Genomic DNA, 19,182 nt, shown 5'->3' on the forward strand with positions numbered 1-19,182 from the left:
GATGAAATCAGAACCCAAGCTATCCCCACTTGCGGAAGTCCAAATACCCGAGGATATCCTTGCGCGCTTTGCTGCGCTCTTCGTGCGCATCTGTCTGCTGATCTACTTGGCCCCTGTTGCTATCTCGGTGTTTCGCAATCTAGTACTCGAACCCTCATTACTCGGTGTACCCATAATTGCAATCTACCTATTTACGGCCTTGCTCGCTTTACGCCAAAACCTTTTTAGCCCGCGCGCGCAAATAGGCGCAATGATCCTCTTGCTTTGCTTAGGATCTATAGCCGTCACAATCCGTAACGAATCGATCATGTCGTCATCGACAACGGTTTTATTCGCTTCCATCGCGCTGATGATGCTTTACGGGTTTCGTTGGGCCGTGGCAGGATCCTTGCTATTCCTAATTGCCCTGTTTGCACTCTATCTGAGCCTCTCCCCCCTCAACCTGATCTATGGAGTTATCCATATGGCGTTGGCTGTGGGTATACAGATCGGGCTACTGATTGCGATAAACGCCTTATGGAATAGTTTATCAGTAGTCGCCACCGCCTCGAGCAGACACTGCGATTAACCGAAATAGCCTCAACTCAATCCCGCATCGGTCTGTTTCGCCAAGACCAAAAAACCGATATCTGGATGGTCAATGAGGTGTACCGCCAGATGTACGCTATTAAGCATGATGAGCCCATACACGGGCGTGAGCACGTAATCGCGGCAGCTGACCCAAGCGATATCCCGGAGATTGTTAAATCCCTTAAAAAGGGCTTGGCTGTGGGCGAATCACTATCACTCGTTCATCGACTGATCGGGGACTTGGGGCCTCGCTGGGTTCGAGTAAATATCAATATGCTCGAAGAGGATGGCCATCACGTGTCATACGGCAGCATTGTCGATATCCATGAACACAAACTTCGTCAAATTGAGCTTGATCAGATCCATCAGCAGAATGCTGAGCTGCTGGACCACCTCAACCTTGCGACCGAAGAGCCTGATATCCGAATTATTGAGGAGAATCTAACTCAAGGGACAGCAGGCTTCCTCGCCCGGGGGAAAAGCCCTCTCCCCGAGGCGCCAACTTTTAAAGATCGTCTTGAACTCGTCGCCCCAAACTATCGAGAGTCCCTCGAGCACGCCTATGCAGCGCCCGGTAATGTTGCGGAATATCCTATCATCGGCAATAAATACATAACCGGTATCGAGTGGCTAAGGCAACGTTATGTGCGAAAGATCGAGCGTGATGGGGATGAGATCGCACTATTCATGGTGACTGCGGTTACTAAAGAGAAGAAATCACAGTTGCAATTAGAGCGTAGTCTGCAACATTTGGAGGAGGCGCTCAATCGCCAGGATGAGATCGCCAAGTCCGGAGAGATTGGGCTCTTTGAGTGGGTAATCGATAGCGATATTATCCGCTCCAACAGTATCTTCAGAGAACAGACAGGACTGGATGAAGAAGGCTACCCGCTCTTAACCATACAGAATCTAACCGACCTAGCGTGTGATGAAGAGTGTCAGGGCTTTGTTAAGAAGCTCTGGCTCTCGTCGCAATCGAACACTCTGAATCCCCGCTTGGACAGCTAACGGTTAGTTTGGGAATCACCACGCTAAAACCGATGGAATTAGCTTCTACTCAGGCACTCGTCGATGCAGCAGACGGCGCCCTCTATGCTGCAAAAGAGAGCGGCCGCGACCGCACAGAATACAGGGCAGTTTCGGAGCTAATTTAGAGATCCCAGATCGAACCAATTGCGTATCTGTGCTTGTTGAAAGGAGCACAGCATGCAAACAACTCGTTTAGATATAGTAATGAACACTTGCGGCGACCTACCCTCGGTTGGCACAGCCGCACCAGACTTCACCCTCGCCGATACAGCGCTCAACGATTTGAGCTTAAGCGATTTCGCCAACGAGACACTGGTTCTGAACATCTTCCCCAGCATTGATACACCGACCTGCCAAAAGTCGGTGCGTCAGTTCAACGAGCGTCTGAACGCAATTGAAGGGGTAAAAGTGTTGAATGTCTCTGTCGACCTCCCCTTTGCGCAAGCACGTTTTTGTGCGGCAGAAGGTCTGGAGCGTGTCGCTAATGCATCAGCATTCCGCTCGCCCGAGTTTGGCAAAGATTACGGCATTGAGATTATCGACACCCAGCGTCGCGGACTATTTGCACGTGCTGTTGTGGTGATTCGCGATGGCACAGTGATCTTCTCTGAACTGGTTAAAGAGCTAACCGAAGAGCCCAACTACGAGGCTGTCTTGGCTGCTGCCCAGAGCTGATACCCTTACTGGCAACCTAGAGTTCAATTGGCAGCTCTTCCCTGCTAGGCTAAGCGCACAATTTAGCTAACAGAAGAGCTGCCTAATATGAGCGACAAACTCGAGCTTTTTAAATCCTCTCCTATCGGCCTGGGTTGCATGAATATGTCCCACGCCTACAACACACCGGTATCGGATGACGAAGCGATCCACGGCTTCCGCGAAGCCTTTGAGATGGGCTACCGTCACTTTGATACAGCAACTCTATACGGCGGCGGCAAGAACGAAACACTCGTCGGCGAAGCACTGAAATCGGTCCGCAACGATATCTTCCTCGCTAGCAAGTGCGTGCTCTACGTCGAGCCCGGTAAAGGCAAAGCTTTGGATGGCCGCCCTGAGACAATCAAAGCCCAGTGTGAAGAGAGCTTGCGACGCCTACAGACCGATCATATAGATCTTTATTATCTACACCGTCTGGATACAAACGTGCCGATTGAAGAGTCCGCAGGCGCACTGGGAGATTTAATTCGCGAGGGTAAGATTGCTCACTACGGTGTATCAGAGATGTCCGCAGAAACCATCCGTCGCGCACACAAGGAACAACCTGTCGCAGCGGTACAGACTGAGTATTCGCTCTGGACCCGCAACCCAGAGATCGCAGTTCTGGACGCCTGCAAAGAGTTGGATATCACCTTTGTCGCGTTCAGTCCTCTGGCACGTGGCTTCCTGAGTATGACCTTTGATGACCCAGCTGAACTGGTAGAGAACGATATTCGTCGTGCAATGCCACGCTTCTACCCAGAGAACTTCCCTGCCAATAAAGCGCTACTGACAGAGTATGTCGAGATTGCCAAACAGCAAAACTGTACACCGGCACAGCTCGCGCTGGCTTGGATTCGCACCAAGGATCCGGCAATCGTATCGATCCCGGGCACCCGTTTTGTCGAACATATGCGCGATAACCTGGCAGCGGCAGATATTCAGCTCTGTGCGGATGTAGCCGCGCGATTGGATCAACTGATTAATAACGACACGGTCGCAGGCCCTCGCTACAGCGCAGGTCAGCAAGTTGAGATCGATACTGAGCAGTTCTAGTCAGTGAGTTGACGAGACGGGATCGAGTAGTTGGCGGTGACATGAGCCACCATCAACTCCTCCGATCCTGAGTAGATCCAGCACTCTCCAACGCCGCTGCGTTTGCCTACACGCAGCACGCGAGCACGAGCAAGCATATCAACGGGCTGCGGTTTAGCGAGGAAATTGATATTTAGATTGCTGGTAACGGTGAGCGGAGACGGACCGATTTTAGTCTGTAGTGCGGTCCAGATGGCCACATCAGCCATACCCATCATAGTTGGACCCGATACGGTCCCTCCGGGGCGCAGGTGTGAATCAGCCACGCTCAGTCGCATCAGCACCCAGCCGTCGCCAACCTCATCCAAAGATCCAAACTCCACTCCTTGTGGGAAGTTTTCCTGCATAAACTGATTGAGCTCTGGGATAGTTCTGAGCATGGTTAAACCCTCGCCTTAGCGTAGAAGCGCTTCAGAATACGGTAGAGCGAGTGCGCATCGGTAACACCAGCCAGTTCGCGAATTGAGTGCATAGCAAACTGCGGCACACCGATATCCACAGTTCTGACACCCACTTCAGCTGCAGTGATTGGGCCGATAGTGCTACCACAGCCCATATCAGAGCGCACTACAAAGGCTTGCACCTCAACCTCCTCCTGTAGCGCGAGCTGTTTAAAGGTTGCACTGGTCTCGCTGTTTGTGGCGTACCGTTGGTTAGCATTGAGCTTGATAACCGGGCCCCGATTCAGGATCGGGCCGTGATTCTCATCATGTTTATCCGCGTAGTTAGGGTGTACACCGTGGGCGTTATCGGCCGAAATCAGCATTGATGCTGCCAGCGCCCGGTTGCGCTCTTCGTTGTTGGGCATTACACGCTCGAGCCACTGTTCCAACATGGGGCCAGCTGCACCACAAGCACTCTGGCTACCGATCTCTTCGTGATCTGTGCAGATCAGCACCTGTGCCTGCCCTAGCTCAGCCTGCAACAGCCCCTGCAATCCGATGTAGCAGCTTAATAGATTATCCAGACGCGCCGACGCAAGAAACTCCTGTTTCAGGCCGATCAGTGCGGCCGGTTGGGTATCGTAGAAACTTAGCTCGTAGTCTAAGACCTGCGCTACTTTTATCCCCTCGGCCTGCAGCTTTTGCGCCAGCATGGCGCGCAGATCAAGTTTCTCGTCTCCCTGCCCCAGCAGCACCGGCAGATGCAACTGAGCATTCACGGTGCGACCGGTGTTAGCCTCACGATCAAGGTGGATCGCCAAACTCGGCACAGTGCCAATCGCAGTTTCAAAATCGACCAACTGATGCTGGAGTTCACCCACCTCATCCAGGAAGCTGACCCGACCGGCCAGGCTCAAATCACGATCGAACCAGGGGTTGAGTAGCGCACCTCCATAAACCTCGACACCGAGCTGATGATAGTTTGTGCGATGCAGCTCGGGGGTCGGTTTAACTTTCAAGCAGGGCGAGTCGGTATGCGCACCAACCAATCTTAAGCCTGCATCGAAGCTTTCGGGTTGGCGCCAAGCGAGAATCGACGAGTCATTACGCAGCAGGTAGTAGCCCTGCCCCGCTTTCAAGCTCCACGCTTCATGCTCTTTAACCTCGTCGAAGCCTGCCAGTTCAAGGCGACTAGCGAGATTGCGAGCTGCGTGAAAGGGCGTTGGGCTAGCATCAAGAAAACTGAGTAGCTCAGCATTGAAGGCATCTAAGTTCATCACAGCTCCTATTGGGCATCGTCGAGAATATCAACCAATTCGACTTTAAAGATAAGGGTGGAGTTGGCAGGTATCAACTCAGCAGGACTGGTTGCACCATAAGCTAGATCCGCAGGAATGTAGAGCTCCCACTCGGCCCCTTTCGGCATCAGGCTCAACCCTTCGCGCCAGCCTTTAATAAGTCCTTTCAGTGGAAAGGTCGCCGTTCTACCTTCGGCGGTACCATCAAAAACAACGCCATCCACTCGGCGGCCCTCGTAATTCACTACCACCAGCTGATCGAGCTGCGGCTTTTCACCTGAACCGGACTTCAGCACTTTGTACTGCAGTCCACTTGGACGTGTTACTACACCCTCAGCCGCGGCATTCTCTGATAGGAACTTATCACCCATTTTGCGCGTATCATCATTTAACGCTTTGTCGATAAGCTGCTGACGAAAGGCCTCGCGTTCGGCTTCACTCTTTGAATCTGAATCACAGCCGTTCAGAGCAACGACAGCAATGAGTGCCAAAATTAGACGCAAACTTGTATCCTCATCAAAGACTTAACTCGCTGGGTATTTTACATCTTCCCAGCGGCTGGCCTACACTCAATTGACCAGTTTTCCGTTTTGATGAGAGAAAACGGAGCATTAAGGAGAGAGACCGTGCGTTTCGGACAGCGACTGATCCTGATAGCAGTGGCGGCGCTACTGCCATTTACCGCCCATGCCACACTAGAACCTAGCAAGATGCACGAGAGTGCCGTGAAATCTGTGGCTCGCGCTTTTGAAAAAGGGCACTACCGTAGCCAGAAGCTCGATGACAATTTGTCCGAGATCGTATTCGACCGCTACATCGAACTCCTCGACCCGTCGCGTTCCTACTTCCTCAAGAGCGATCTGGATAAGTATATTCAGTACCGCACCCAGCTTGATAATCAGATCCGCAAAGGCGATCTCTCCATTGCTTATGCCATCTACGATCTATACCTGACACGCTTCAACAACCGCCAAGAGTATCTGCTCGAGAAGCTCAGTCAGGGGGTGGACTATGAATTCACCGAAAACGAGACACTGCCCGTTTCCCGAGAAGAGGCCCCCTGGTTTGCGAGTCAGCAAGAGGCTGACCGCTACTGGGACAAGCGCCTCAAGAGCGCTTTGCTAAACCTCAAGCTGGCGGATCGCAGTCGCGAAGAGGCGGTAGAGACACTCACTAAACGCTTCACTGCGCAGCGTAACCGCGCGCTGCAGTCTGAATCAGACGATGTATTTCAGACCTTTGCGAATGCGCTGGCCAACTCCTATGACCCGCACACATCCTACTTTTCGCCACGAGTCTCTGAGAACTTCCAGATCAACATGAGCCTGTCGCTTGAAGGAATTGGCGCGGTGCTGCAGACCGAGGACGAGTTCACCAAAATCGTCAGCCTGGTACCCGCAGGACCTGCCGATAAGAGCGGGCAGCTCAGTCCTGCTGATCTTATCGTTGGTGTTGCACAGGGTGAGGATGGTGAGTTTGAAGATGTTGTTGGTATGCGCCTAGACGACGTTGTTCAGCTGATTCGCGGTCCAAAGGACTCAATCGTTCGCCTCGAGGTAATTCCTGCCGGCTCTCAAGAGGGAGCCAGTCGTCGAATTGTTAGCCTTGTTCGTTCAAAAGTTCAGCTCGAAGAGCAGGCCGCGCAGAGCAAAGTGATTCGTATCGATCGTGATGGTAAGAACTACAAACTTGGCGTCATCGAAGTGCCCGCGTTCTACATCGACTTCGCTGCACTCCAGAAAGGTGATCCCAATTACCGCAGCACGACGCGCGATGTCGCCGTGTTGATTGAGGAGCTGAAACAGCAAAACGTGGACGGTTTAATTATTGATCTTCGTGACAATGGCGGTGGCTCACTGCGCGAAGCCAACGAACTGGTCGGTCTATTTATCAGCCGCGGCCCAACAGTGCAGATTCGTGACTCCAATGGTCGTATCGATGTACTGGGCGACTATGACCCTGAGACACTCTGGACCGGGCCGCTTACGGTTATGATTAACCGTCTCAGCGCCTCAGCGTCAGAGATTTTTGCCGGCGCCATTCAGGATTATCGTCGTGGTCTAGTTGTCGGAAGCCGCACGTTCGGTAAAGGCACGGTTCAGACCTTGCAGCCGCTACAGCACGGTCAAATCAAGCTCACAACCGCCAAGTTCTACCGCATCTCGGGTGAGAGCACACAGCATGAGGGGGTCAGCCCTGATATTGACTTCCCGAGTCTGATTGATGAAGAGGAGATCGGTGAGAGCGCTTTGGATTTCGCACTGCCTTGGGACCAAGTTCGTCCAGTACGCTTCGGTCGCTACTCTGAGTTAGATCGCTGGATTCCCGAGCTGACCAACCGCTCGCGAGCACGCACCTCCGATAACCCCGACTTCACTCACATGTGGGACGAGCTACAGCTAATCAACCAGCAGAAGGCGCTCACCGAACTGCCCCTAAACGAAGCCGCACTGCGACAGCAACGTGACCAGTTTGATAAGGCTCAGATCGATATCGAGAATCAGCGTCGGATGGCTAAAAATCAGTCCCCAATCAGCTCGCTGGATGAGCTATTGGCAGAATCTGCTGAGGGTGAAGAAGCCGTCAACGCAGATGCCGAAGCGCTACTGCGCGAATCGGGAGAGCTCACAATCGACTTGATTGAGTTGCAGATTGAGCATGGGCGCCAGCTCAAAAGCTAATAGCTAGAGGCTGAACATGAAGGGTTGGATGAAGATCACTATCGGGGTTACGGCCGTGTCGCTGATCGGTGTAATCGGCTACTTCGTCTACCCCTTGATCGCCTCACAGCAGAGCAGCAACTCCATTCGCTTTGAAAAGTTTGGTTTGGCGGTTCTACCTGGCTCGCAGTTTACAACAACCGTCGGCGAGCTCGGCGCCACTCAGCTTCCTGCGACCTTCGCAGAGAACGAACTCACGCCTGAGGAGAGAGTCGTCGAAAGTCTAGTGCGCAAGCGCAATGCGCTGTTGGAGGAGAACGAACTCTTTCGTCTCAAAATTGAACAACTAGAGCAGCGCGTCGCCGAGCTAGAGAACTACAAAGAGACGAACGAACGCTACGCGCCAGAGCAGTTCAATATTGAGTTGGAACGTGTACGCCGCGAGATAGAGGAGCGTTTGCGCGCGCTGCCAGAGGCGGAAAACTACTCCAGCTTAATGATTGAACTGATGGCGGTCGCGGCACAACAGGAGTACACCCATACCGTCCGCGAAAACGACCGCATGATGGATGAGGCGCGCAAGGCGATACTGGTGCAGCGCTACTTACCCACTTACGCTTTCTGTGTCGGCAATGCCCTAAGTATCGCTGCCAATAACAGCGGCGAACTCAGAGCCGTAGCAAGCTGGTTGCAAGAGCCGGCACTTAACCCACTACCCAATGAACTGCGAGCGGATTTAGACATCGTCTTACCACCTTGCCAAGTCAGCTTTCGTGAGGCGTTGGACCAAGTTCTCAACGCGGCGATAATTCGCTGATCCTCATAGAAAAAATTACCCTTCCCTGCTGGTTTTCTGTATAATTTCGCACCACTTAACGTCTTAGCACTGGACATACATCGGCCCAGTCCACTGATAAGGCGTATTTAAAACCGACCCTACGCAGCCGATGGTGTAGGCAAGATCGCCGTAAAGGCATCTTTTTAGTAGGAAAATTTCATGAGCGAAAGCTTTGCTGATCTGTTTGAAGAATCCCTCCAAGACCTCGCGATGACTCCAGGCACACTGGTAACTGGTGAAGTTGTTGATATCGACAGCGACTGGGTTACTGTTAATGCTGGTCTAAAATCTGAAGCCGTTATCCCACGTTCACAGTTCCTGAACGATGCGAACGAACTCGAAATCGCTATCGGTGACAGCGTCAAAGTTGCACTGGAAGCTGTTGAAGACGGTTTCGGTGAGACTAAGCTGTCTCGCGAAAAAGCGAAACGCGCTGAGGCATGGGAAGTTCTGCAGGCTAAATTTGAAGCTGAAGAAGTTGTTAAGGGTTACATCTCTGGCAAAGTCAAAGGCGGCTTCACTGTTAACGTCAATAACATTCAGGGCTTCCTGCCAGGTTCACTGGTAGACGTTCGCCCAGTACGTGACGTTGATCACCTCGAAGGCAAAGAGCTTGAATTCAAACTGATCAAGCTAGACCAGAAACGTAACAACGTTGTTGTATCTCGCCGCGCAGTTCTGCAGGAAGCGAACAGCGAAAAACGTGATGAGATCCTCGCGTCTCTGGCTGAAGGTCAGGAAGTTAAAGGTTACGTTAAGAACCTCACCAACTACGGTGCATTCATTGATCTGGGCGGCGTTGATGGCCTGCTCCACATCACTGACATGGCTTGGAAGCGTATCTCACACCCAAGCGAAATGCTGACTCCAGGCGACGAGATCTCTGTGAAGATCATCAAGTTCGATCAGGAAAATGGCCGTATCTCACTGGGTCTGAAACAGCTGTCAGAAGATCCATGGGAAGCTATTAAGAACCGTTACCCAGCGGGCACTCGCGCAACTGCGAAAGTGACTAACCTGACTGACTACGGTTGCTTCGCATCTCTGGAAGATGGCGTTGAAGGTCTGGTACACGTTTCTGAAATGTCTTGGACTAACAAAAACATCCACCCATCTAAGATCGTACAGATCAACGAAGAAGTGGAAGTTATGGTACTGGACGTTGATGAAGAGCGTCGTCGTATCTCTCTGGGTATCAAGCAGTGCACACAGAACCCATGGGCTGCATTCTCTGAGCAGAACGCTGCAGGTGACAAAGTCTCTGGTACTATCAAGACTATCACTGACTTCGGTATCTTTGTTGGCCTAGACAACGACCTAGACGGTCTGGTTCACATGTCTGACATCACTTGGGAAGCTGACGCTGAGACTGCTCTGCGCGCTTACAAGAAAGGCGACGAAGTTGAAGCGGTTATCCTGTCTATCGATGCAGAGAAAGAGCGTATCTCTCTGGGCATCAAGCAGCTGGCTAGCGACCCATTCTCTGAGTACCTCGCAGCTAACGACCGTGGCGCTATCGTAACCGGTAAAGTCATCGCAGTTGACGCAAAAGCAGCAACTGTAGAGCTGGCTGAAGGTATCGAAGCTGTACTGAAAGTATCTGAGCTGTCTGTTGACCGCGTTGAAGATGCATCTTCTGTACTGAGCGTTGGTGACAGCGTTGAAGCTAAGATCGTAAACGTTGACCGTCGTAACCGCGCTATCAACCTGTCTATCAAAGCGAAAGACCAGGCTGATGAGAAAGCGGCTCTGAAAGCAGTTCAGAACGCTGAGGTTGAAGTTGAAGGTCCTACCACCATCGGTGACCTAATCAAAGCACAGATGAACAACAAGTAATTCTTGTTGAGCATCAAAAAAGAGCGCCTCGGCGCTCTTTTTTTTCGGCTGCAATCCAACCTAGTTATCCAGATGTGAGTAATCTACCAGTTTTGATTTGTAGGTCTCTCGCGCCACTGTCCCCTGAGTCACCAGCTCTATTCGAGTAGTCACGAGTAGACGCTCTTTGATCTCTGCTTTGATCGCATTCGCAAGCTCCGTATTGTGTAGATCAGCGTCATTCTTGACCTCGACCTGTATAGGTAAAGGCGGATCCTGCTGTACGCCTCGGCTATTCGGTCTAATGCGGAACATACCCGTTAAACTCTCTAGGTGATTCTCGATAACGCTTCGTACCGCGGTTGGGAACAGATTCACACCACGCACGATCAACATGTCATCGGTGCGACCCACACAACGGATACGGGGGCCGGTGCGTCCAGTGGGGTTTGGCTTCATATTGACGACAACATGATCGCGACTGCGGAAGCGCAGCAATGGCATCGCTTCACGCTGCAGTGCGGTGTACACCAACTCACCTTGAGCGCCGTCCTCCCAAGGGATCGGCTCGCCGCTCTGCGGGTCAATTAGCTCTACGTGCACAAAACCACGCGCCATAAAGTTCATCCCTTGAGCATCGTCATCTTCCGCCCATACTGAAAGCGAAATATCGCCGATACCCATGGACTCACGCACCTGACAACCCAGCGCTGACTCAATTTGGTTGCGTATCATTGGATCGCCACCACCGGGCTCACCCGCGGTGATAATGTTTTTAATCCCTAAAGACTCAGGCGCAATATTGTGCGCCTCACACCACTCGATTAGGTATAACGCGTAGCTCGGAGTACAGCTGATACCGGTTCCACCCAACTTCTGAATCGCGGTAACCATACGCTCGGTATTGCCGGTACCCACCGGAATAACGCTACAGCCGATCTTGTCGAAGCCATAATAGACAGCCCCGGCAACAAAGGGCCCCGCATTAAATCCAACGACGATCTTCTGCCCTTCACGAAAGCCAGCCGCGGTGTAACCACGCGCAACGTTGGTGGCATACATATTCAGGTCATTAGTGGTGAGCCCGAGGTAACAAGGCACTCCCGTGGTACCACTGGTACTAAATACGCGGCGCAAAGCTGACTCATCACAAGCCAAGTGCGAGCCAAATGGAGGATAGTCAGCTTGTGAGCTGCGTAACTCATCCTTCTCGGTAAATGGCAGCGTCTGTATCTGCTCAAGGGAGGGAATATCAGCAATATCCGTCAAGCCCACCTCAGCCAACTTTTTCTTGTAAAAGTGCGAGTTCTTAAGCAGATACTCCATCTGGTTCCGGAAGGCCTTAGCGTCATCTTTGAACTGCTCAGCAGGGTCTCGCGTCTCAACGCTAGGATCATAGATCATTCTGAACGTACTCCTCCCGTATTCTGGGAACTGAAGAAAAAATGGGGCGCTTCGCACCCCACTTCTAATAACCGCTTAACGGTGGAACTGGGTGTTATTCGGGGTGTGGTCACCGGCTAGCCAATTGGCCAACTCGGCGTGCGCTTTCGCTGCGCGCTCGGCGTTGATTGCCTCTACATCATCATGATCAACGGTAAACTCAACAATCAGACCATTAGGATCAACCACGTATAGTGAGTAGCAGTATCCGTGGTTGAGGATGTAGGTCTGCGGCTCTTTGATGCCAGCTGCCGCTAGACGATCACGAATACCGTCCTGAGTCTCTTGGTCGACCTTCATGGCCAGATGTCTGAAAGCAGAGGGCGGCAGTTCAGGGCCAAACTCCTGAGCATCTTCCTCGTCTGCGAACTGAAAGAACGCTAGGCTGGAGCCGTCGCCGATATCAAAAAAGCAGTGCGCATAGGTGCGCTCTTTACCGAACAGGTCCGCTTTCTCCGCCCAAGTCGCTGACAGCTTGTAACCGATGATATCCTCGTAAAACTGGCGGGTCGCCTCCAAGTCACGCGTAACATAGGCGTTGTGGTGCATTCTGCTGCGAATCTGACCAACTGAACTCATTGCTTTACCTCTTCTTAGAATTGTATGGGGCTCTGCCAACTGTAAAAGAGTTGCTACGAGAACTGTCTGGCGACTAGTCTCGTATTGGCAGTGTAAAAGTTACGCCGCAACTGCGGTTCCAGATTAGCGATAGTCAAATACCCATTTCGTTATATGAAAAGGACAATTCATGGTTAAGCCCGAGGCTCCAACAACACAGATAGCAGGCTACGATGCAGACTCAGTCAAAGTTCGAGGCAAAGATCTTGTTCATGAAATTATGGGTAATTTCGGGTTTGTCGAGTACGCTCTGTTTCAGGCCCTCGGTGAGCACCCCACCCCCACACAGGTTCGCTTAGTTGAGGCTGTGATGGTCTGTATTATGGAACACGGCCTCATACCCTCAGCTGTCGCTAGCCGTCTAACCTACAGCGGTGCGCCTGAGTCGTTTCAGGGTGCTGTGGTTGCGGGTCTTTTGGGCGTGGGTGATCGCTACGCAGGGACCTCAAGTGCCTGTGGGAAACTACTTGAAGAGATTGTAGCCGCTGCTGACGCGAGTGCATGTGCAGATCAGATAGTAAAAGATCATAGAGAGAGGCGAGCCCCTCTTCCCGGTTTTGGTCACCCTGTCCACAAGGGATTAGATCCGCGTGTAAACAAGCTGTTAAAGATCGCACGCAGTGAGCCGATTGATGGACAATTCTTAGCGGCTCTCGAGACCTTGCAGCAATCACTCAACCAAGTCGTTAGCAAACCACTCGTAACTAATATTAGTGCCGCTATCCCTGCGGTGCTTGCCGAGGCAGGCATTCCGTCTAACCTGATGCGCGGCATCATCCTGATTGCACGCTGCGCGGGGCTAGTCGGACACGTCTTCGAAGAGCAGGCAAACCCAATAGGCGATGACCTGTGGCACGCCGCGAGTGACTCAGTGACCTATGACGAGACGCCCTAAACTTCTACTGCTTCACGGCTGGACGCTTGATCACCGTTCGATGCTCAAGCAAGCGCGAGCGCTTGAGGACTACTTTAAAGTGATCAACCTGGATCGACCTGGCTACGGCTCAAACGACTGTAAGCCGGACCTTCCAAACGAGCACAGCTACTGGTTCGATTATATAGACCGAGAACTAAACGCCGAGCCCGTTCATCTCTTGGGTATATCCCAAGGTGCTCGGGTTGCGCTTCGAATGGCGGCAACCCAGCCATCTAAAATTGCCTCTCTGGCTCTTCACGGAGCAGCAGTGGACGGCGTTAAAGCTCCAACGCAACAGCAAGCAATACCGCTAAACAACTTCATAGATCTGGCTAAGGCCGGTCAGCTTGAACGCCTAAAGCAAGAGTGGCTATCTCATCCGATGATGCGCGAGGGACTGACAGGTGCGCAGTTAAGCGAGGTTTCAAAAATAGTTGCCGATTACGCAGCAGCCGATCTCAAGACCCCGGCCGGGCACAACTTTGAATTCAGCTCAGATCTAATTACAAGTCTAAAAAAGTACGAGGGACCGGCACTAATAACGACAGGCTCACTAGAAGCCAGTGAGCGTCAGTTCCACGCCCTGTGGTTGCGCGAAAATTTAAGAAACGCAAGCTTCCACAGCTTAGACGACGCTGGGCACTTGGCTAATTTCAGCCACCCCGATACGTACAATGCAATTTTGACGAAGTTTTATACTCATACGGGAATTATCACCCCTCATCCGGATCGATAATGTAGTCGATGATCTCATCTTCTGAGATCTCGTTATCTTTGACTTCGTAGTAGCTCAAGACTGAAGCATTAGCCTCCATCACCGAGCGAGGATTGCCGGTTTCGAGGGGATGCCACGCGGGTAGCTGGTGGCCTTCATACAACAATCGATATGAGCAACTCGGCGGTAACCAGTGAAACTCGGCTACATCGTCGGGACGCAACTTCACACAGTTCGGCACAAGCTCGGAGCGACGCTCATACTGGGTACAACGGCAGGTGTCAGTATCAAGTAGATTGCAGACTACGGTGGTGTAGAACACCTCCTCAGTGTCTTCGTCCTCAACCTTGTGTAGACAGCAGAGTGCGCAACCATCACAGAGTGACTCCCACTCCGTCTCGGTCATCTGCTCTAGCGTTTTGGAACGCCAAAAAACCTCGGACATTAGCGCACACCGGTCTCTGGGCGATCGATGTGGATATCGAGCATATAGTCCTCTTTCGGTGGTGGCATCTGCAGATAGAAGCCCTGATCACGGATGCCATCTAGCACCTTTGCCGTATCGGCACGCGCTAGCTTGCGCTCTGCCGTGAGCGGCATATCCATCACATGTGCCGGTGCACCAAACATCTCTTTGAGCGCATCTGGGACGCGATCTAGACCATCACGCTTATCCACATAGAGGTACATCTCCTCTTTTTTCGGACTACGATAGATAGAACAGACAATCATTCACTTCTCTCTTCAATAATTCGTTGCAGCTCAATGGCCAAAGGCTCACCAATGAGGTTTTGACGCCACCCCTGCAGGCTTGGTGGCAGAATTGAATCACCTTCAACGCCCTCATCAAAGGCACGAATCAGATCTTCAATATCGCGCTTGCGCAGTAGCAGCTCTTGCGGGATATCCTGCTGTTCACAAATCTGTTGTCCGAACTTACGAAGCTGTTTCACCACACCGTGCCACTTAAAGTCGAGTGGTTTTGGCATTGGCGGCGCTGGATTAATTTTGTGCGCCGTACGCGCCTCTCGCAGCATCGAAACAATAGTCATCCCATAGGTACCCACCACTGAACCGCGCATCTCTTTGATCTCTGAGAAATCTTTCAAGCTCTTAGTCCAGCGTTTAAAGACCTCGACGATCAGGTGGTTCGACAGCAGAGAGTTACGCGTACGATCTTCCTCGCGCACTACACGCTCGCGCCAAGCACACACATCCCGTAGCGCTGTTTGTCGATGCGGAGCCAGATTAGCCAACTGTGTAAAACGCTGGTAGTAAGTGTCGACCTCCGCCTCGGCGTTAGCAACGTTTGCCACCATCTGCGCCGTCTCTTCACTCGCCCAAGGGCCACGACCATTCGCAACCAGTTTGGCCTGAATACGACGGTAAAGCTCAACAAGGTGCGCCACATCGAGCGCTGCGTAGCGCTCCTGCTTGGCCGTCAGCGGACGCTGCAGCCAGTCGGAGCGCGTCTCCTCTTTATCGAGATCAACATCCAACACCAACTTGAGCAATTTCTGCAAACCGCGGCTGTGTCCCCAGCCCGCAAAGGCAGCTGCAATCTGAGTATCAAATAGTGGTTGTGGCACCACCTGATAAGAGTGACGAAAGAGTTCGATATCCTCACTCGGAGCGTGGAACAGCTTCAAAACATCTGGATTAGTCAGAAGTTTGCGCAAGGGATTCCAGTCATTAATAGCAAGTGGGTCAATCAGATAACAGTACTGATCATCCGCTAATTGGATAAGACCCGGGATCGGATAAAAGGTTTTAGTACGGATGAACTCAGTGTCCAGCGCAATTAGCGGACAGTGACTCCACTGCTCGCACTTCTGCGCGAGAGTTGCGTTGTCAGTAATCCAGATCGGCGCGTCGGCCGATTTGATCAGTGATTCGGAGTTGTACTGCTCTAATGGAATCACCTGCCGCGCTCCATCTGACGGCGCCCAGCCAATGCGTGGGCCAGTGTTCCGCCATCAACGAATTCGAGTTCTCCCCCAACAGGTACACCATGTGCGATCCGGCTTACCTTGATATCTAGGTCACCCAACTGCTCAGCGATGTAGTGCGCCGTCGCTTCACCTTCAACGGTCGGGTTGGTCGCGAGCACTAACTCTCGCACCTCGCCCTGCTCTACACGATCGAGGAGTTGATCTATCCCCAACTCCTCTGGACCTATGCCATCAATCGGCGATAGATGGCCGCCAAGCACAAAGTAGAGCCCTGAGAATCCACCGGTCTGCTCAATCGCCATTAGGTCTATTGGCGACTCCAGAACGCAAAGTGTGGTACGGTCGCGGCCCGGGTGCTGGCAGATATCACAGACTTCGGTTTCAGAGAGTGAATGGCACTGCTGGCACTCGCCGATATCGCGTGCCGCCGCTGCAAGTGACTCGCTGATCATTAGCGCCGCATCGCGGTCGCGCTCGAGCAGATGCAACGCCATGCGCTGCGCCGTCTTAGGTCCGACACCCGGTAGACGACGCAGTGACTCAATAAGCGCCTGAAGCTTTGGAGTTAACGCCATCGTTAGAACGGCATCTTAAAGCCAGGAGGCATACCCATGCCCTGAGTGATCTTACCCATTTTCTCCTGGGTATTCGCCTCAACCTTACGTACCGCATCATTGATTGCAGCAGCGATCAGGTCCTCGAGAATCTCTTTATCATCATCCATCAGCGCGTCATCAATTGAGACGCGTTTAACGTCGTGACGACCGTTCATCACTATGCTCACAAGGCCTGCACCCGACTCACCTGTCACCTCAGCTGCAGCAACCTCTTCCTGCGCCTTCTGCATCTCTTCCTGCATCTTCTGGGCCTGCTTCATGATGTTACCCATGCCGCCCATACCGCCTTTATTAAACATGCGATCTCCTTACTCTATATTCAGTGGTTCAACCGAATCGCTGAGGATTTCGGCCGAAAAAGTTTCGATAATCTGTTGTACCGCCGGATCAGCTTGCAGATGAGCCAGGGCTGCTGCACGGCGTTCACGGTCTCTACGCAGGCGATACAATTGCGGCGTCTCCTGCAACTGCTCGCCTAATACAAATTCAATCGCCAAAGGCTCTGCGAAATAGCCCTGCAGAGCCTCACTGATACGCGCCTTGTGTACATCATTCAGCAGGGCCTCCTGCTCGCGAGTGTAGTGCAAAGCTAGTTTGTTGCCGCGAATCGACTCAAGCGAGAGGCTGCGCGCTAGGCTCTCCGTCATACCGCTTAACCCCAGTGCTTCTACCAGCCGCAGCCAGTGCGGCAGTTGCAGCGCGGCGAGCGACGTCGCCGGTTCAGGTGCTAGGCCTGAGGATAGATTGATTGAGGAGGTATCCGTAGCAGCCTTGAGGTCAGCAGTATCAGCTTCGACTTCAGGTAAAGCATCCTGCTCGGAATCCTGTTCAGACTCTTCAGCAACATCCGCCTCTTCAAAGCTCTCCTGAGAATCTTCTGCAACACTGCCCTGCGAATCACTAACCGACGCAGAGCCAACTGCCTCTGCGTCAGGCGCAGCAATGACAGGTACGTCGGTTTCAGGCTTTTTTGATGCTTCGTCTCCATAGGCGTCAACCGGCATCGGCTCTTCATCCCAGGGGGGTGGCTCATTGCTGGACACTGGAGGCCTATCAACAACCGAAGGTTCTGGCGCAGAGTGAGTTGGCGCAGGGGGCTCGGCCCGAAGCGCGGGTGCGCTCTCTGCAGGTGCAGGTGCAGGTGCAGGTGCAGGTGCAATAGGCGTGGAAACGGCCGCAGATTCAACCACCGGAGCGGCGTTAATCGGACGCTGATCAGCAGGACGGAACGCCAACATACGCAGCAATGTCATCTCCAGCCCCTCGCGCGGCTGCGGTACCATTGGCAGATCTTTACGGCCGGTCAGAGCGATCTGGTAGTAGAGCTGCACCTCTTCTGCACGCATCCTGGCTGCCAGATCAACCACCTGTGCCTTATCACCCAGGGCGTTATCAATGGCGTCTGGAACAACCTGTGCCAGCGCAATACGGTGAAGAATGCTGATCATCTCTGCCAGCACGCCTGCATAATCCGGCGCAAACTCCGACATGGAGGCGACCAACTGAACAAGCTTCGCACCATCAGACTCTGCCAGAGCATTGAGCAGTTCAAATACCACGCGATGATCAATAGTCCCGAGCATGGCACGGACGTTGTCATCGGTGATTGAGCCAGCGCCAAAGGCGATCGCCTGATCGGTCAGACTCAACGCATCACGCATCGACCCCTCGGCCGCACGCGCCAGCAACCAGAGCGCCGCCTCATCAGCCTGAATACTCTCTTCGCCGAGAACGAAACTGAGGTGCTCAACGATGCGTTCAGCAGCTAGATTCTTGAGGTTGAACTGTAGACAGCGCGACAGAATAGTGACAGGTAGCTTTTGCGGATCAGTCGTCGCTAACAAGAATTTGATATGTGGAGGTGGCTCCTCCAAGGTTTTTAGTAGGGCGTTAAACGAGTGCGTAGAAAGCATGTGCACCTCGTCTATGAGGTAAACCTTGTAGCGTCCCTGAGTAGGTGCGTACTGGACATTCTCCAGTAGTTCGCGAGTATCCTCTACCTTGGTACGCGACGCCGCATCGACCTCAATCAGGTCAACAAAACGCCCCTCGGCAATTTCTGTACAGGCCGAACACTGGCCACAAGGCTCTGAGCTGACGCCCTGCTCGCAATTAAGTGACTTCGCAAAAAGACGCGCAATCGAGGTTTTACCCACCCCTCGAGTACCAGTAAACAGATAGGCGTGGTGCAGCCGATCATCATCGAGCGCATTCACCAGGGCCTTGAGCACGTGCTCCTGCCCTACCATCTCTACAAAGCGTTTTGGACGCCACTTGCGCGCCAGTACCTGATAACTCATCCGTCTTCCCTAGGAGCGGTTTTTTGTAGTTCAGATACTACCACACTCAGTGTAGTGCTCGACATTTTGAGAAGGAATCAATCGGGGAAATTTAACTGAAATTTTGACAGTAGCGGCCATAAATGGAGATGGCCCCACCAGCCACATCCCGGCACATGAGTCCACCGCTGTGGCTGCTCCCTTCCGGGCCTGACCAGGTTCACGGTTTATCATTGCGAGAGGACCAATATACTGGACCTG

At 52.6% G+C, this 19,182-nt stretch carries 21 protein-coding genes and 1 other RNA gene; 10 read left to right on the top strand and 12 right to left on the bottom strand.

The window, feature by feature from the left end; genetic code table 11:
* The first annotated feature begins 1 nt into the window (after window position 1).
* The 5 genes from AC1WNR_RS12090 (at window position 2) to AC1WNR_RS12110 (ending at window position 3,348) form a co-directional block, all read left to right on the top strand.
* The gene (locus AC1WNR_RS12090) at window positions 2–568 is read left to right on the top strand and encodes a hypothetical protein (protein ID WP_481644748.1); all 567 of its coding nucleotides are present in this window, start codon (window positions 2–4) and stop codon (window positions 566–568) included.
* Between the two features lie 89 nt (window positions 569–657).
* Window positions 658–1,578 carry a hypothetical protein gene (locus AC1WNR_RS12095; RefSeq protein WP_481644749.1) on the top strand — a complete coding sequence of 307 codons (921 nt, stop codon included), beginning with the start codon at window positions 658–660 and terminating at the stop codon, window positions 1,576–1,578.
* Between the two features lie 8 nt (window positions 1,579–1,586).
* The gene (locus tag AC1WNR_RS12100) at window positions 1,587–1,724 is read left to right on the top strand and encodes a hypothetical protein (protein WP_481644750.1); all 138 of its coding nucleotides are present in this window, start codon (window positions 1,587–1,589) and stop codon (window positions 1,722–1,724) included.
* A 52-nt stretch (window positions 1,725–1,776) separates the two neighbouring features.
* The gene (gene tpx, locus AC1WNR_RS12105) at window positions 1,777–2,274 is read left to right on the top strand and encodes a thiol peroxidase (protein WP_481644751.1); all 498 of its coding nucleotides are present in this window, start codon (window positions 1,777–1,779) and stop codon (window positions 2,272–2,274) included.
* An 87-nt stretch (window positions 2,275–2,361) separates the two neighbouring features.
* The gene (locus AC1WNR_RS12110; RefSeq protein ID WP_481644752.1) at window positions 2,362–3,348 is read left to right on the top strand and encodes an aldo/keto reductase; all 987 of its coding nucleotides are present in this window, start codon (window positions 2,362–2,364) and stop codon (window positions 3,346–3,348) included.
* Here AC1WNR_RS12110 and AC1WNR_RS12115 read toward each other — a convergent pair.
* From AC1WNR_RS12115 to AC1WNR_RS12125, 3 genes are read right to left on the bottom strand one after another with little or no spacing between them, the layout of a single operon-like run.
* Window positions 3,345–3,767 (bottom strand): PaaI family thioesterase, encoded by a 423-nt coding sequence (locus AC1WNR_RS12115; protein WP_481644753.1) that lies wholly within the window; start codon window positions 3,765–3,767, stop codon window positions 3,345–3,347. The genes AC1WNR_RS12110 and AC1WNR_RS12115 overlap by 4 nt on opposite strands.
* Window positions 3,768–3,769: 2 nt before the next feature.
* Window positions 3,770–5,047 carry a M18 family aminopeptidase gene (locus AC1WNR_RS12120; protein ID WP_481644754.1) on the bottom strand — a complete coding sequence of 426 codons (1,278 nt, stop codon included), beginning with the start codon at window positions 5,045–5,047 and terminating at the stop codon, window positions 3,770–3,772.
* A gap of 8 nt (window positions 5,048–5,055) precedes the next feature.
* On the bottom strand, window positions 5,056–5,571 hold the full coding sequence (locus AC1WNR_RS12125; RefSeq protein ID WP_481644755.1) for an FKBP-type peptidyl-prolyl cis-trans isomerase: 516 nt from the start codon (window positions 5,569–5,571) through the stop codon (window positions 5,056–5,058).
* Between the two features lie 123 nt (window positions 5,572–5,694).
* Between AC1WNR_RS12125 and AC1WNR_RS12130 the strand changes: the two genes are divergently transcribed.
* From AC1WNR_RS12130 to rpsA, 3 genes are all read left to right on the top strand, one after another.
* The gene (locus AC1WNR_RS12130; protein WP_481644756.1) at window positions 5,695–7,749 is read left to right on the top strand and encodes a carboxy terminal-processing peptidase; all 2,055 of its coding nucleotides are present in this window, start codon (window positions 5,695–5,697) and stop codon (window positions 7,747–7,749) included.
* 28 nt (window positions 7,750–7,777) lie between these two features.
* Window positions 7,778–8,545: a hypothetical protein gene (locus AC1WNR_RS12135; protein ID WP_481644757.1), complete on the top strand. Its 768-nt coding sequence runs from the start codon at window positions 7,778–7,780 to the stop codon at window positions 8,543–8,545.
* Window positions 8,546–8,725: 180 nt separating this feature from the next.
* The gene (gene rpsA / locus AC1WNR_RS12140) at window positions 8,726–10,402 is read left to right on the top strand and encodes a 30S ribosomal protein S1 (RefSeq protein ID WP_481644758.1); all 1,677 of its coding nucleotides are present in this window, start codon (window positions 8,726–8,728) and stop codon (window positions 10,400–10,402) included.
* 60 nt (window positions 10,403–10,462) lie between these two features.
* Here the strand turns inward: rpsA and AC1WNR_RS12145 are convergent, their stop codons facing one another.
* Together AC1WNR_RS12145 and AC1WNR_RS12150 are read right to left on the bottom strand one after the other, a co-directional pair.
* On the bottom strand, window positions 10,463–11,785 hold the full coding sequence (locus AC1WNR_RS12145; protein WP_481644759.1) for a phenylacetate--CoA ligase family protein: 1,323 nt from the start codon (window positions 11,783–11,785) through the stop codon (window positions 10,463–10,465).
* Window positions 11,786–11,860: 75 nt separating this feature from the next.
* A complete protein-coding gene (locus AC1WNR_RS12150) occupies window positions 11,861–12,403 on the bottom strand; it encodes a VOC family protein (protein ID WP_481644760.1) in 543 nt (180 codons plus the stop codon).
* Between the two features lie 169 nt (window positions 12,404–12,572).
* Between AC1WNR_RS12150 and AC1WNR_RS12155 the strand changes: the two genes are divergently transcribed.
* Together AC1WNR_RS12155 and AC1WNR_RS12160 are read left to right on the top strand one after the other, a co-directional pair.
* The gene (locus AC1WNR_RS12155) at window positions 12,573–13,337 is read left to right on the top strand and encodes a citryl-CoA lyase (RefSeq protein WP_481644761.1); all 765 of its coding nucleotides are present in this window, start codon (window positions 12,573–12,575) and stop codon (window positions 13,335–13,337) included.
* Window positions 13,321–14,094, top strand: coding sequence for an alpha/beta fold hydrolase (locus AC1WNR_RS12160; RefSeq protein ID WP_481644762.1), 774 nt, complete (start codon window positions 13,321–13,323; stop codon window positions 14,092–14,094). Before AC1WNR_RS12155 ends, AC1WNR_RS12160 begins: the two co-directional genes overlap by 17 nt.
* On the opposite strand, the gene AC1WNR_RS12165 is transcribed toward AC1WNR_RS12160, so the two are convergent.
* The 7 genes from AC1WNR_RS12165 to ffs all read right to left on the bottom strand — a co-directional run bounded on the left by AC1WNR_RS12165 (window position 14,072) and on the right by ffs (window position 19,171).
* Window positions 14,072–14,518: a YcgN family cysteine cluster protein gene (locus AC1WNR_RS12165; protein WP_481644763.1), complete on the bottom strand. Its 447-nt coding sequence runs from the start codon at window positions 14,516–14,518 to the stop codon at window positions 14,072–14,074. The genes AC1WNR_RS12160 and AC1WNR_RS12165 overlap by 23 nt on opposite strands.
* Complete coding sequence (locus AC1WNR_RS12170; protein WP_481644764.1) at window positions 14,518–14,805, bottom strand: YcgL domain-containing protein; 288 nt, start codon at window positions 14,803–14,805, stop codon at window positions 14,518–14,520. Before AC1WNR_RS12170 ends, AC1WNR_RS12165 begins: the two co-directional genes overlap by 1 nt.
* The gene (gene rnd / locus AC1WNR_RS12175) at window positions 14,802–15,995 is read right to left on the bottom strand and encodes a ribonuclease D (protein WP_481644765.1); all 1,194 of its coding nucleotides are present in this window, start codon (window positions 15,993–15,995) and stop codon (window positions 14,802–14,804) included. Before rnd ends, AC1WNR_RS12170 begins: the two co-directional genes overlap by 4 nt.
* Complete coding sequence (gene recR, locus AC1WNR_RS12180; RefSeq protein ID WP_481644766.1) at window positions 15,992–16,600, bottom strand: recombination mediator RecR; 609 nt, start codon at window positions 16,598–16,600, stop codon at window positions 15,992–15,994. Before recR ends, rnd begins: the two co-directional genes overlap by 4 nt.
* Window positions 16,601–16,602: 2 nt before the next feature.
* On the bottom strand, window positions 16,603–16,941 hold the full coding sequence (locus AC1WNR_RS12185; protein WP_481644767.1) for a YbaB/EbfC family nucleoid-associated protein: 339 nt from the start codon (window positions 16,939–16,941) through the stop codon (window positions 16,603–16,605).
* A 9-nt stretch (window positions 16,942–16,950) separates the two neighbouring features.
* Window positions 16,951–18,942, bottom strand: coding sequence for a DNA polymerase III subunit gamma/tau (gene dnaX / locus AC1WNR_RS12190; protein WP_481644768.1), 1,992 nt, complete (start codon window positions 18,940–18,942; stop codon window positions 16,951–16,953).
* A 132-nt stretch (window positions 18,943–19,074) separates the two neighbouring features.
* Window positions 19,075–19,171: signal recognition particle sRNA small type (gene ffs / locus AC1WNR_RS12195), an RNA gene on the bottom strand.
* Window positions 19,172–19,182 lie beyond the last annotated feature (11 nt).

It is taken from the genome of Marinobacterium marisflavi, from assembly GCF_982447095.1.